General features: G+C 34.1%; 12 protein-coding genes. 8 read left to right on the top strand and 4 right to left on the bottom strand.

Features of this window, described 5'->3' with window-relative positions:
* Positions 1 to 475 (top strand): site-specific integrase (locus B4F31_RS14950; RefSeq protein ID WP_286761675.1); only part of this gene is annotated, 475 nt, incomplete at its 5' end.
* A 276-nt stretch (positions 476 to 751) separates the two neighbouring features.
* Here the strand turns inward: B4F31_RS14950 and B4F31_RS14945 are convergent.
* From B4F31_RS14945 to B4F31_RS14935, 3 genes are all read right to left on the bottom strand, one after another.
* Positions 752 to 1,231 carry an Hsp20/alpha crystallin family protein gene (locus B4F31_RS14945; RefSeq protein WP_286761674.1) on the bottom strand — a complete coding sequence of 160 codons (480 nt, stop codon included), beginning with the start codon at positions 1,229 to 1,231 and terminating at the stop codon, positions 752 to 754.
* Positions 1,232 to 2,198: 967 nt separating this feature from the next.
* Positions 2,199 to 2,375, bottom strand: a complete 177-nt coding sequence (locus B4F31_RS14940) for a helix-turn-helix domain-containing protein (protein WP_286761673.1) — start codon at positions 2,373 to 2,375, stop codon at positions 2,199 to 2,201.
* 9 nt (positions 2,376 to 2,384) lie between these two features.
* Positions 2,385 to 2,705: a Crp/Fnr family transcriptional regulator gene (locus B4F31_RS14935; RefSeq protein ID WP_286761672.1), complete on the bottom strand. Its 321-nt coding sequence runs from the start codon at positions 2,703 to 2,705 to the stop codon at positions 2,385 to 2,387.
* A gap of 603 nt (positions 2,706 to 3,308) precedes the next feature.
* Here B4F31_RS14935 and B4F31_RS14930 point away from each other — a divergent pair.
* The 6 genes from B4F31_RS14930 (at position 3,309) to B4F31_RS14905 (ending at position 10,322) form a co-directional block, all read left to right on the top strand.
* Positions 3,309 to 3,707: a hypothetical protein gene (locus tag B4F31_RS14930; RefSeq protein ID WP_286761671.1), complete on the top strand. Its 399-nt coding sequence runs from the start codon at positions 3,309 to 3,311 to the stop codon at positions 3,705 to 3,707.
* A 52-nt stretch (positions 3,708 to 3,759) separates the two neighbouring features.
* Complete coding sequence (locus B4F31_RS14925) at positions 3,760 to 4,413, top strand: PIG-L deacetylase family protein (RefSeq protein ID WP_286761670.1); 654 nt, start codon at positions 3,760 to 3,762, stop codon at positions 4,411 to 4,413.
* A gap of 13 nt (positions 4,414 to 4,426) precedes the next feature.
* A complete protein-coding gene (locus B4F31_RS14920) occupies positions 4,427 to 5,569 on the top strand; it encodes a glycosyltransferase family 4 protein (protein WP_286761669.1) in 1,143 nt (380 codons plus the stop codon).
* An 8-nt stretch (positions 5,570 to 5,577) separates the two neighbouring features.
* Positions 5,578 to 6,771, top strand: coding sequence for a glycoside hydrolase 100 family protein (locus B4F31_RS14915; RefSeq protein WP_286761668.1), 1,194 nt, complete (start codon positions 5,578 to 5,580; stop codon positions 6,769 to 6,771).
* A gap of 249 nt (positions 6,772 to 7,020) precedes the next feature.
* Entirely contained in the window at positions 7,021 to 9,300 is a 2,280-nt protein-coding gene (locus tag B4F31_RS14910; RefSeq protein WP_286761667.1) for a glycosyltransferase family 4 protein, read from the top strand.
* Positions 9,300 to 10,322 (top strand): glycosyltransferase family 4 protein, encoded by a 1,023-nt coding sequence (locus tag B4F31_RS14905; RefSeq protein ID WP_286761666.1) that lies wholly within the window; start codon positions 9,300 to 9,302, stop codon positions 10,320 to 10,322. The genes B4F31_RS14910 and B4F31_RS14905 overlap by 1 nt, the downstream gene beginning before the upstream one ends.
* A 6-nt stretch (positions 10,323 to 10,328) precedes the next feature.
* Here the strand turns inward: B4F31_RS14905 and B4F31_RS14900 are convergent, their stop codons facing one another.
* Entirely contained in the window at positions 10,329 to 11,792 is a 1,464-nt protein-coding gene (locus tag B4F31_RS14900) for a glycoside hydrolase family 130 protein (RefSeq protein ID WP_286761665.1), read from the bottom strand.
* A 490-nt stretch (positions 11,793 to 12,282) separates the two neighbouring features.
* Between B4F31_RS14900 and B4F31_RS14895 the strand changes: the two genes are divergently transcribed.
* Positions 12,283 to 12,786 (top strand): VIT1/CCC1 transporter family protein (locus B4F31_RS14895; protein ID WP_286761664.1); only part of this gene is annotated, 504 nt, incomplete at its 3' end.

Here is a 12,786-nt window from a genome sequence, read left to right as displayed (position 1 = left end):
GTGCAGATTTAATTTCCGATCACATGGCCTGACATATGCAGATGTCAAGGGATTAAAAAATTATCATTTGCAAATTGGGATTGATGGTAAAAATTGGATTTATACCAGAAGAAGTAAAACTAATACGGCCGTTCGTATACCGATATTGAAAGAAGCCCAGGAAATTCTAGACCGATATAAAGGGCATCCAAAAATTGATGGGACAGAAAAATTATTACCGGTTTATTCCAATCAGAAAACTAATGAATATTTAAGAGAGGTTACTGATAAACTAAAAATAAAAAAGAAATTGAGTTGTCATACCGCCCGACATACTTTCGCTACTACGGTTACCTTGGCAAATGGAGTTCCAATAGAAACGGTATCAAAGCTTTTGGGGCATACTAAAATATCAACTACACAAATCTATGCTCGGGTAATTGACTCTAAGATATCTAGCGATATTGATAATTTGAGAAAAAAATTGAACAGCTAAATTGGCTATATATTACCTACCCCCGTTAATCTTAATTCTCGTCATAATTACTGTTTAAAGTTATAAAATATATTATAATTTTAAACAGTTCGTTTTTAAGGGAAGCTTACAGTCATTTCCGGAAAATTAGGATGATTTGATTTAACCCGCTACAGTTAGTAGTTAAATTTAGTCATTTGAAATGCTCGTCATAATTTTGATTTTAAAATGCATTTTTAAAAACCCAAAGCTTTTAAAAAAGAAAAATCCCGAAAAGCTTCGGGATTATCATTCTTTTCAGGACACATTCACGGTTTTTGTCTTCTTGGTCTTATCCGTTTTTCTTTTTTTCAGGTTCATTTTCAGGATACCATCCTTATACTTTGCATCAACTTCTTTATCTACATCTACTTCCTCGGGTAATGCAATATGTCGGGAAAAACTATTGTAGCTAAATTCTTTTCTAACAAAACCTTCTTTTTCTTCCTCGATTTTACTTTCATTCTCTGCAGCGATAGACAAAATACCATCCTCAATAGAAATTTTAAAATCTTCTTTAGAAAGTCCAGGGGCTGCGAGTTCAATTTCGAACTCCTTATCTTTTTCCTTTACGTTTAAAGCAGGAAATAGGTCTTCATCAAAATCTCCATTAAAGAAGCGGTTCAAATTAAAAAAACCTCGTTTAGTATCCATTAAGTCTGCAAAAAAAGGATCCTTGCTTAAAAAAGAACTACCTAACGCAGGAGTTCTACGATTTTTTGATTTAGTAAGAGACATAATTTAAAATTTAAATGGTTAATAATTTAATTAAAAAGTATACTAATTTAGAAGTTTAAATTTGAATTTAATATGATGAAAATCAGTTAATTGACAATATTTTTAATAACTTCCAGAAAAGTCTTTAAAACAGAAACAGGAGACCATTGTCTCCTGTTTCTTAAGAAGATATTAAGTTTACTCTTTAATTTGGTATGATATCAGTGATCTTACCCTAGGCAAAATTTATATATAATGTTAAAGAATACCTTTGATACCTTCTAACTCTAATTTCTAACGCTAACAAGACTATAGAAATCAGATTCTCTTTATATTTTCAACTCAATTTGTTTTTTAATTTATTATTCTAAAAGTATAGTATTGATGAAAATTATGATAAATATCAAGATTGAAGTCTTTAACATAAATTTATGATTCAGTGGAATTCTTCACAAAGACCAATCCCCACTGTATCTCTTAAAGGTAAATATTAAGGAGTTTTCTTTTCGAATAACACGGTTAGAGTAAAATGAAATTCCTTAGTTTCAGTAAATGAATTGTAGTACACAGATTCGGACTGTGCAATTTCTTTAGGCAGATAACTTTCCTGTAACATCTGCTTAAATTCGTTATTAGCTATATCAACTGCGTGACGGGGACTTTTAGTTGAAGTAAATGTTTTTAAAATCATTTTATTTTAAATTTTGTGATGGTTTATCAAGTTGTGATCTACGGTAAATTAGCTAATCAAATTAATAAGGTTCATTATTTATAAAATTCAAGAGAAAGAAATACCTATATTTAATAATGAATGTCCTATAGGTGTACCCTCAAAATTAATTTTAACTTAAATGGTATAGCGGCATTTATTAATCACTTCTCACTTAAAAAAGGGCAATCCGGTAAATCCATTTAGGATAATTGATTTATTTAAAAACCTTTAATTTCTCTGGTTGTAATATTATAATCTGTTTACCCTTAAGGCTTATTAACTTTTCTTTTTAAGCCGGGAAAGGCTCCTAATGAAACTTTCTGTTGAAATTCCAGCAGAATGTGCTAAATCACTACGAGAGATATTGATTAATTTATACTTCTCATCTTTAGTTTGTATAGCAAACTCGAGTAATGTACTTACAGTTTTCTCCATTACTCCGGCATAGGCCATTTTTAATAATTAATTTTTAAGAGCTATTACATTTTTAAATAGTAACTGAGCTATCTCTTGAAGTAAAACCTGATTCTCCTTTAAAATTTGATTAAACGTAGTACGAGAGATTCGTATGAGTTTAGTTGGTTCCAAAGAAAAAGCACTTTCAATATATTTTGAATTTGTTTGAAAGGAATATACTCCCAATAGCGATCCTTTGCGTGCAACAGAAGTAATGAATTCTTTGCCATACTCATCAACAATAAGTGTTTTTACCGACCCCTTTTTTATTAAGAAATTAAAGTTAGCTATTGAGTTTACCCTATAAATTTCATTATTCTTATCCACATTAATTATTTCTCCATGATTTCGGAAATAGTTCTTGAGTTCGTTTAGGTTTATTATTTTTTCAATTCTGTTCGAAAAAATATTAATTCAGTGAACTTTTTCTTTTCTTAATTTTTCACCTTTGGAAAAAGGAAGTTCAATTTTTGTGATTAAATCCTCTTTACTAAATGATTTACTCAAATAATTTTCTGAACTATAATTCATGATCTTCCTTATTTTATTAAAATCTGATATTACAAATACAAAAAATTTTGGATTTGTATAGAAATAAAAAATTCACCTACCACCGGTTTAATATTTAATATTACGTTTAATAAGATCCGCCTGTTATGACCAGTAAAATCTGGAAAATTCAAAATGCCATTCGGTATTTGCTATAAAAAATGGACATATATTGAGTTATTATGAATAATGCTTAAGAGTGTTATGCTTTCACAATTCTTCTATAATTTAAGTGAATTTCTCCAACGCTAACATTAAGGAAAACCCCCGAATTTAAGTATGTTATTTGCAGTTGTTTAATAGCTATTATATAGCGATGATGATATTTATCATTTAATACTCAATAAGTTATAATTACATTTAAGGGTAATAATTATCAAAATGAAAGCAAGATATAGAGAGGGCTCACTTCATACTGAATTTCTTACGGAAAACATATGCAAGGAAAGTATACTTTGGTATTCCCTCCTGGAATCGATTTTAAAGGATATCAAATATTGGCAATTATTATATAAAAATAAATTTTACCAACTATCTTTTTCTGAGCTGATTCTACTAAAAGTAGAGATAGAAGAATGTACCAAAGAAGTCTCAGAATTATTAAAGGCCTTATATAGACACGTAAATGACATTGACAAATTATTGGAATGTGATGAGGTAGAATGTGAGTATTTTCACTTGAATAACCACTTACTTCTTTACAGACAAATTGATGATGAATTAATTCATTTTTTAAACTTAAAGCTAAGAATTGCAAATAGTTTAAAGGAGAAACTCTAAGACCTATAGTCAATTATAAAAACCTGCAAAGATTCTATTTAAAGTTTTTCCAATGATTAATGAAACTGGTATTTCGGTTCAAAGGAACCTGGTTATAGTAGCACATCCAGATGATGAAACCTTATGGTGTGGCGGTATGATTTTAACTCATCCATCCTCCAACTGGTTTATAATTTCACTTTGTAGAAAAAATGATAAAGAAAGAGCTTCAAAGTTCTATCAAGTACTTAAAATTTTAAATGCTAAAGGAAAAATGGGTAACTTGGATGACGGTCCGGAGCAAAGTCCTTTAGAAAAGAAAATAATAGAAAGTGAAATTTTGAAATTACTACCTGCTCGTAATTTTGATCGTATAATAACCCATAATCCATCTGGAGAATACACACGACATATTCGTCACGAAGAAATAAGTCAAGTAGTTATTGAATTATGGTATAATAATAAGATTAAGACTAATGAACTTTGGACATTTGCTTACCAGGATGGAAATAAAAAGTACTTTCCTAAGGCAGAAGAAAAAGCCATACAGTATCCTCTTAATAAGAAAATCTGGAAAAAAAAATACGCACTTATAACAGAGATTTATGGTTTTCCTCCGAGTGGTTTCGAAGCAGAAACCACTCCAAGAATCGAAGCATTCTGGATATTTAAAGATCCCAAACAAGCCTTTAAGTGGCTACAATATGGCGGAAAGCATCACGCATAATTTCAAAAATCTAATGAGAGTATTAGTATTATTTGATTACCCTCCTTCTCCTGGTGGCCTGGCCACACAAGGAGATTTATTATATAAAGGTCTTCTTGAGTTAGGAGTTAATGCACATGCTGTTCATTTTGAATCAGCCCAGGAGAAGGAGTGGTACTATCGGTGGTTTAAGCCCGATGTAGTTGTTGGAGTTGGTTATTGGGGCCATACCCCAGAACTTATACTTCACCCTCAAAACCATGGAATTCTGCCAGTGCCCTGGTTGGTTGCAGATGGATATATAGCCAATTATCAAAACGTTTTGAACAAACTACCCCTTATTCTGGTAACTTCAAATTGGGTAAAAGAAATGTATGTGCGTGACGGTATAAACCCTGAAAATATTGAAGTTTTACCCGTGGGTTGTAATACCGATTCTTTTATTCCTTTTAATAAGAATGATCCTAAAATTGTGGCGGTTCGGGAAGCTTTGGGGATTTCACCTGATCAACTAATGATCCTTACCGTGGGTGGCGATGCCGCTTCTAAAGGTGCGAGAGAAGTAATGGAGGCGCTCGCCTTAATAGATGATAGTTCGCTTAATTGGAAATACGTATGTAAAGTATGGCCTCAACCGCGCACCATAGCGCAAAACCTCTTAGATATGGAATTAGCTGAAAAACTGGGGCTCAACAAAAAGATTTTTTACGCTACAAATACCATTTCCCGCAATTTTGTTCCTTACCTGATAGGTGCTTGTGATATTTATGCAGCGCCATCAAGGCTTGAAGGCTTCGGAATGCCACAGGTAGAAGCTGGAGCTTGCGGAAAACCGGTTATAGGAATAAATGCCATGGGAATGTTAGATACGCTTATACACGAAAAAACGGCATTCCTGGCAGAAGTTGCAGAAAAAATTATTGCTAAAGAAGTGGTTTTAGGTGAGGAGTCTGGATTTGAGAAAAACCATAAAATCATTTTTGATACCCCGCGAACTGTAGATTACCGTGCAGATGTTCAGGATATAGCGAAATATCTATATAGGCTGATGATGGATGAATCTTTAAGAGATAAGATGGGAGAAGAAGGAAGAAAGCATGTTGTCGAGAACTTCGATTACAGGGTTGTAGCCAGAAAGTTTTTGCAAATTCTGGAGAATAAATTAGGCTTAGTTTAAAATTTTAAATGATTACTTCAAAAAATTCAGAGTTAATTGCTTTAGCAAAAGATGCGGCATTAAATGTGCTTTTGCATAATGCTGAAGGGCCCTTCCAGCATCTGCCTCGAACTGCAGGCTGGGGATACCCCGAACCATACACCAGGGATTTAATGTTTTCTATATTCGGAATAGCGGTTTCAGATAATTCTTTGCTGTTAGCGAACATCCGGAAAGTTTTGGAAACCCTGGCTGAAAATCAATCAGAAAAAGGACACATTCCATCATTAGTTCACGATAGTGAAGATAGAGGAGCCAGTGATACTACGCCATTATTTTTATTGGGTACTGGGATATATAGAAAAGTAGTGAATGAACCAGAATTTTTAAAAACCGCTGTAGAAAAATCTTTATTGTGGATGGAATATCAAAGCCCTACAGATCATTATCTAGTGGCGCAACAGCCTACCAGTGACTGGCGCGACGAACAATGGGTTTTAGGTTATGGGCTTTTTGTGAATACGGTAGTCTTTAGTTATTTGCAGTTAATGGGATTTCATGAACGGGCGAAGAAGATGCACACTGAAATGGAAAATTTCACGATCATTAGAGACAAGCTCAAAAAACAAGTTCAGGAAGGCTTGTTGATAAGAGATAAACCTTATTATGCATTTTGGTCTTATAAAATTTATAATAGTGAAAGGTTTGATTTGCTTGGAAATAGTCTTGCAATACTTTCTGGTATTGCCTCTCCAAAAAAAGCAGATTCAATTATTGAATGGATTGAAAAAGAGTGTACAGCAATGCAATCCAGCGGAGATTTAGCAGTAAACTTACCTCCTAACTTTTATCCTTTTATAAAACCGGAAGATCCAGACTGGCACAAACGCTATGCAGATTATAATCTACCAGGAAATTATCATAATGGCGGAATATGGCCATTTATTTGCGGAATTTACATAGCAGCCCTTGTGGGTGCAAAGCATTTTGACCTTGCCGAAATAAAACTCATTGAGCTTACCAAACTTATAAAACGCTCCAAAACAGCTGGTCTTGATTTTGGATTTAATGAATGGTTTAGATCGCAAAATGGCGAACCCATGGGGCAGGACTGGCAAACCTGGAGTGCCGCGCTCTATCTTTATGCAGCAAAATGTGTAGAAGAAAAAAACACCCCGTTTTTTGATGAAATAAGAGAAGCCTCCTTCAGTCAGAATAGCTAAGCTTACTCTAAAATTAGCGTAGATTGTCACTTTAATTTGGTTAAACTTAACACTTGGAATATGAGGGTTTTAGGTTTAATAATCTTATCTTTAACATACCCTCCAACGCAATGCCTGAATTATTGTTTTTTTAAATTATTATGGCCTCAAATCAAAAAAGATAAAGAATAATTTCTGGTGAAAGCGTCCCAGAAACAAGTCTTTCCACTTGTGAAACGGGATAAAGTAAACCGGAAAAAACATATTGAAATGAAGATTGCTTATATAGGGACATATCCGCCGAGGGAATGCGGGATTGGGACTTTTACCCAAAACCTTGCTTTGGCCATGACCGCAAAAAACCATCAGGGTGAAAAAATTCATAAACGACTCATTATCGCTATGAACGATTATGATGAAACTTACACTTACCCACCCGAAGTTAAACTCACGATACGCCAGGAGCAACAGGCCGATTATTTAAAAGCAGCTAATTTTATAAATTCTAATGGTGTAGATGTTTGCATTCTAGAACATGAATTTGGGATTTTTGGAGGGTCTGGCGGAGTTTATGTGTTACCCCTACTCCATCACGTTAAAATCCCAATTATCGTAACCTTACATACTATTCTGGAAAATCCTACTTATATAGAAAAGGCCATTCTAAAGGAAATATGCAAGATGGCTGATAGTATTGTGGTAATGAACCAAATGGCTATTACTTTTCTCACTTCCATTTATGATGTCCCTAATAACAAGATAAATCTTATAGAACACGGAGTTCCCGATATTCAGTTTGATAGAAACCAATCAAAGACCGAATTTAAACTCAATAAGAAGAAAGTATTAATGACTTTCGGTTTTATTGGTAGAAGTAAAGGAATTGAAACCGTTATAAAAACTTTACCTCAAATAATCAAAACCCATCCAGAAATTCTGTATATGGTTTTGGGAAAAACACACCCCAATGTAATACGCTATTCAGGAGAAGAATATAGGAATTATCTACAATTGCTTATAAAAAATCTAAAACTTCAGGATCACGTTCTATTATTGAACGAGTTTATTGATGAAACTGAATTATTTAAGTATTTATCTGCCTGCGATATCTACATAACGCCATACATCAATGAAGCCCAGATCACAAGCGGTACGCTTACCTATGCGATGGGTGCTGGCTGTGCGGTTGTTTCCACTCCTTACTGGCACGCGGCAGAATTATTACAAAACGGTAAAGGCCGCCTTTTTAATTTCAATGATCCAGACGATCTTGCTCATACCCTAAACGATTTATTAGATAATCCAGATAAGCTTAAGGAAATTCAGAACAAGGCGTTTAAATATGGTAAAGAGATTAAATGGCCCCAAATAGGGGAAAAGTATATAGATCTTGCTCAAGAGGTTCTGAAATCACCAAAAAAAGAAGTGTTAAATGAAGAGGGAACTTTAATAGATCCATTAATTATGCCCCCATTTTCACTGTCTCATATAAAAAGATTAACGGATGATACGGGAATTATCCAACACGCAAAATTTGGAATTCCTAATCTTAAAGAAGGTTATTGTTTGGATGATAATGCCAGGGCATTACTTATGTCATTAATGGCTTTCAATCAGAAAAAGAATTCTTTGGCGCTGGAATTAATGCCTGTTTATCTCAGTTATATCCATTATATGCAAAATGAAGATGGGACATTTAGGAATTTTTTAAGCTTTAATCGAAATTTTTTAGACGTAACAGGTTCCGAAGATTCCTTTGGAAGAACTATTTGGGCTTTGGGGTATTTACTTGGAAACGCACCTAATGATGCTTATTATCAAAATGGAAAGCTGGTATTCTTTAATGCAGTACCAAATTTCGGAAAATTAAAATCTATTCGAAGTGTTGCTAATACGATCATTGGGATTTGCTACTATTTAAAAAGTAACCAGGCAGATGAAGAAATGCTTACTCAACTAAAAAGCTTAAGTTCAAAACTTATCACTCAATATGAGCAAAATAGTCAAGCAGACTGGAAATGGTTTGAAAATTTACTGGCTTATGATAATGGCATTTTACCTTTAGCACTATTGCATGCTACTCAAATTTTAAACGATAATTATATGCAATCTGTTGCTCTGGAAGCGATGGATTTTCTTACTAAACAAACTTTTAAAAACGGCTATCTTTCAATTATAGGTAATAAGAAGTGGTATGTAAAAGGCCAGGAAAGATCTATGTTCGCACAGCAACCGGTAGATGCGTTAGCTATGGTTCTTATGTATTATCAGGCTTTCTTACTAACGAAAAATAAAGAATATCTAAATAAATTATTCCTTTCATTTATGTGGTTCTTAGGCGAGAATGATTTGCGAATGAGTCTTTATGACTTTGATACCAAAGGATGCTGCGATGGTATTGAAAATTATGGAGTAAATAGAAACCAGGGTGCAGAGAGTTCATTGGCTTATTTGATCTCGCACCTTACCGTACTTAAAGCTTATGAAGAACTCTATCAAACCAAGGAGTTTAAACCCGCCAACTCTTCAAGAATAATGGTTAATTCCTGATGAAAATTGCAATTTTAGCTCCAATAGCCTGGCGTACACCACCAGAAAAATATGGCCCCTGGGAACAGGTAACTTCAAATATTACTGAAGGTTTAGTTGAAAAAGGCTATGATGTCACGCTTTTTGCCACAGCTAATTCTATTACCAAGGCAAAACTGGAATGGGCCTGTAAATTACCTTACGAAATAGATAAGGAGCACGATCCCAAAGTGATGGAATGTTTACATATAAGTCATTTAATGGAGCAAGCAGAGCTATTCGATATTATTCACAACCATTTTGATTTTCTTCCCTTAAGTTATTCCGGGTTAATTAAAACACCAATTATTACTACGATTCACGGCTTTTCTTCATCTAAAATAATTCCGGTTTATAAGAAATATAATAATTCAACTTCCTACATCTCTATTTCAGATTCAGATAGAAGTGACGAGCTGGATTATCTTGCCACCATTTACCACGGTTTGGACCCTAAAAAGTTTACTTTCAGAAAAGAAAAAGAAGATTATTTGCTTTTCTTCGGAAGAGTTCATCCGCATAAGGGAACTCACGCAGCTATCGAAATTGCTAAGCGGGCCGGGTTTCGGTTAAAAATAGCCGGGCTTATTCAGGACGAAGCATATTTTAATTCAGAAATCAAACCTTATATAGATAATAAGCATGTAGAATACCTGGGCAATTTGGGGCCTGAAGCAAGAGATGAATTACTAGGCGGTGCTAAAGCATTATTACACCCAGTATATTTTGAAGAACCTTTTGGATTAAGCGTCCTGGAAGCAATGATGTGCGGTACACCTGTAATTGCCTTTAAAAGAGGAAGTATGCCGGAACTTATCACCGAAGGAATAAGCGGTTTTTTACCAGTAAATATTACAGAAGCAATTTTAGCAATAAAGGAATTAGATAAAATTGATGCTAAAAACTGCAGGGCTTATGCGGTGAAAAAATTTAGCCTAGAAACGATGATCAATAATTATATTGAAGCTTATAAATCGGTAATACAAAATAGATCAATTAAATAATAAAATCTAATTTCGTTTAAGGGCGGCGAATAATTCGGCTAAATTCACAACTGCATAGGTAGAAGAATAGTCTGATAGCGCATAAGGTAAAATAAGGCTCTGGTTATGAATTAACGCGCCGCAAGAGTACACCACATTGGGCACGTAACCTTCCCTTTCGTGCTCAAGTGGCGTAATTAGAGGTTCTTTTAGCCTGCCAATTTGTTTGGTAGGATCATCAAGGTCAAAAAGTGAAACGCCAATACAATAACGGCGCATTGGACCTACACCATGAGTGATAATTAACCAGCCTTCAGCCGTCCATAATGGAGAACCACAGTTACCAATTTGAGTAAATTCCCAGGGATATTTTGGTTTTTGAAGAAGGATTGGATTTTTCCATAAGGTTGTTCTTTCAGAAAACATAATATAGTTATTTACCCCATCAATTCTGGCTAGCATGGCATATTTTCCTTTTATTTTTGAAGGAAATAAGGCCAGATTTTTATTTTGGGCCCCATCCCCGTGCAAAGGCATCACTCTAAAGGTATAGAAATCATCTGTAGAGATAAGCTTAGGTAAAATTGTATGCCCATTATAAGCGGTGTACGTTGCATATACCTTTGATTCTCCATCTTCATCTGTAAATCTTACAAAACGAGCATCTTCTATTCCCCTGCTTTCAGATTCTGAAATAGGAAAAATTACACGTGCCGAGAGATCAGCATCGTGTTTAAATTGAATGTCATAAAAAGAATCTACCAGCCATGTCATTTCTTCCAGCGCCATTCTTCTTTCCGCGATCATATTAGTGTCTTCTAATATTCTACGTACTTCCTGTTTTAAGGCAAAATATTCAAATCTATCGGGAAGCCTGTCCATTATAGCGTCTGAAAATTTTGTGGGAATATCCATTTCCGAAAGACGCTCTATAAACCGCCCTTTGTCATATAATTTTTTATGTGAAATCTCTGCTTTATCTATATGATTGCCAATTTTCATTAGATGGAGATCATTGTTTTTATCAATAATACCCCTTCTAAAAACCAATGAAGAAATATGCCCTTCTCCAGTGGCTCTAAAAGAAATGATCACTCTTTTTTCACCTTCTTCTAAATAGGTTTGATCAAAATCTTCTACGATAGAAGGATTGAAAAATGCGGCCGATTCCAGTGCAAATTCCATCGTACAGTAAGAACCAATCAGTAATTTTCTATCTTCAGAAAGATCGTCATAGTTAACCTGCATCCCTTCAATGATATGGCGAATATTAGAACAATGCTTAAAAAATACTTTGGAAATGTTACGGTGACGTCGGGAGAATTCTCTTAGTGTTTGTTCCAGGGTTTGGTTTACCTGAAAATCACTCATTGCCATAATCCTGGCGACAAGGTTTTGAGTTCTTTGATCACCGTTCATAAAAAAACGCACCACCACCCGGCTACAATCAGGCAAAAACTTGACATCCTTACGTTCTACGGAAACTCTCATAATACGAAAATTAAAGGAAACCTATTAAAGGTATTAGTTAAATGAATACGAAGCTTAATTTCATTCTTAAATTTTAAAAGTAAACTTGAATTATATAATTAGGGTTAAACATTAAATCAGATTTTCAGGAGAAAGAAATAACCTATTTCCTTTTTCAAATGAAAAGAATATGGAAATCAAACATAAAAAAGTGATTGCCAAAAAATACTACTAGTATAGTATTTGGAATATAACTATAGAAGATTCGGAAAAGCATTTCCTGGTATTTTTGATAGGTCAGGCCTAATTTTCTCGTTAATTTTTCCTTCATTAAGCGGAGAATCTCAAAATAAATCTATCAAGTAAAATCATTTATTTTATATGACCTTTCTTATGTCTGAAATTATAAAAACACAATCTAAGTATAAATAGAATCCCGGTTTTATAATTTTTCCATAGTACTGTAATTCTTATCTTTTTCTGTTAACTTTATTAATCATTTTCATTCGCCATGTTTAATAAAAAACCACTAGCACAGTATTTAACGGAAGAAAAAAATCTTCATTCAGCGGGAAAAAAATTATTTTTTAATAAAGAATATATAGGGGAATTTGTCTATGGAGGTATAGATGGAGCGATCACAACTTTCGCTGTCGTGGCAGGTGCCGAAGGTGCCAGTCTTGGTATTTCCGTAGTGATTATACTGGGATTGGCTAATTTAATTGCTGATGGCTTTTCTATGTCAGTTGGTAATTTTTTCTCTACCAAAGCCGAGAAGGATAATTTCGATAAACACAAAAAGGTAGAATATTGGGAAATTGAAAATTTAAGAGAAAAGGAAGTTCAGGAAATAAGGGAGATTTATACCGCGAAAGGGTTCAAGGGAGAGTTGCTCGAACAGGTGGTAAAGGTAATAACGGCTAATAAAGATGTGTGGGTAGATACCATGATGAAAGAAGAACTGGAAATGGTGAAAGGCGACAAAACAACGTATCCTATGAAAAGCAATAATCGC

The organism is Salegentibacter sp. UBA1130 (assembly GCF_002311535.1).
GTDB classification, from domain to species: Bacteria; Bacteroidota; Bacteroidia; order Flavobacteriales; family Flavobacteriaceae; genus Salegentibacter; species Salegentibacter agarivorans.
This window is presented reverse-complemented; position numbering and strand designations above follow the sequence as displayed.

Coding starts and splice junctions, on each gene's coding strand:
- B4F31_RS14945 (WP_286761674.1), bottom strand. CDS start 1,231: ATGTCTCTTACTAAATCAAAAAATCGTAGAACTCCTGCGTTAGGTAGT.
- B4F31_RS14940 (WP_286761673.1), bottom strand. CDS start 2,375: ATGGCCTATGCCGGAGTAATGGAGAAAACTGTAAGTACATTACTCGAG.
- B4F31_RS14930 (WP_286761671.1), top strand. CDS start 3,309: ATGAAAGCAAGATATAGAGAGGGCTCACTTCATACTGAATTTCTTACG.
- B4F31_RS14925 (WP_286761670.1), top strand. CDS start 3,760: ATGATTAATGAAACTGGTATTTCGGTTCAAAGGAACCTGGTTATAGTA.
- B4F31_RS14920 (WP_286761669.1), top strand. CDS start 4,427: ATGAGAGTATTAGTATTATTTGATTACCCTCCTTCTCCTGGTGGCCTG.
- B4F31_RS14915 (WP_286761668.1), top strand. CDS start 5,578: ATGATTACTTCAAAAAATTCAGAGTTAATTGCTTTAGCAAAAGATGCG.
- B4F31_RS14910 (WP_286761667.1), top strand. CDS start 7,021: ATGAAGATTGCTTATATAGGGACATATCCGCCGAGGGAATGCGGGATT.
- B4F31_RS14905 (WP_286761666.1), top strand. CDS start 9,300: ATGAAAATTGCAATTTTAGCTCCAATAGCCTGGCGTACACCACCAGAA.
- B4F31_RS14900 (WP_286761665.1), bottom strand. CDS start 11,792: ATGAGAGTTTCCGTAGAACGTAAGGATGTCAAGTTTTTGCCTGATTGT.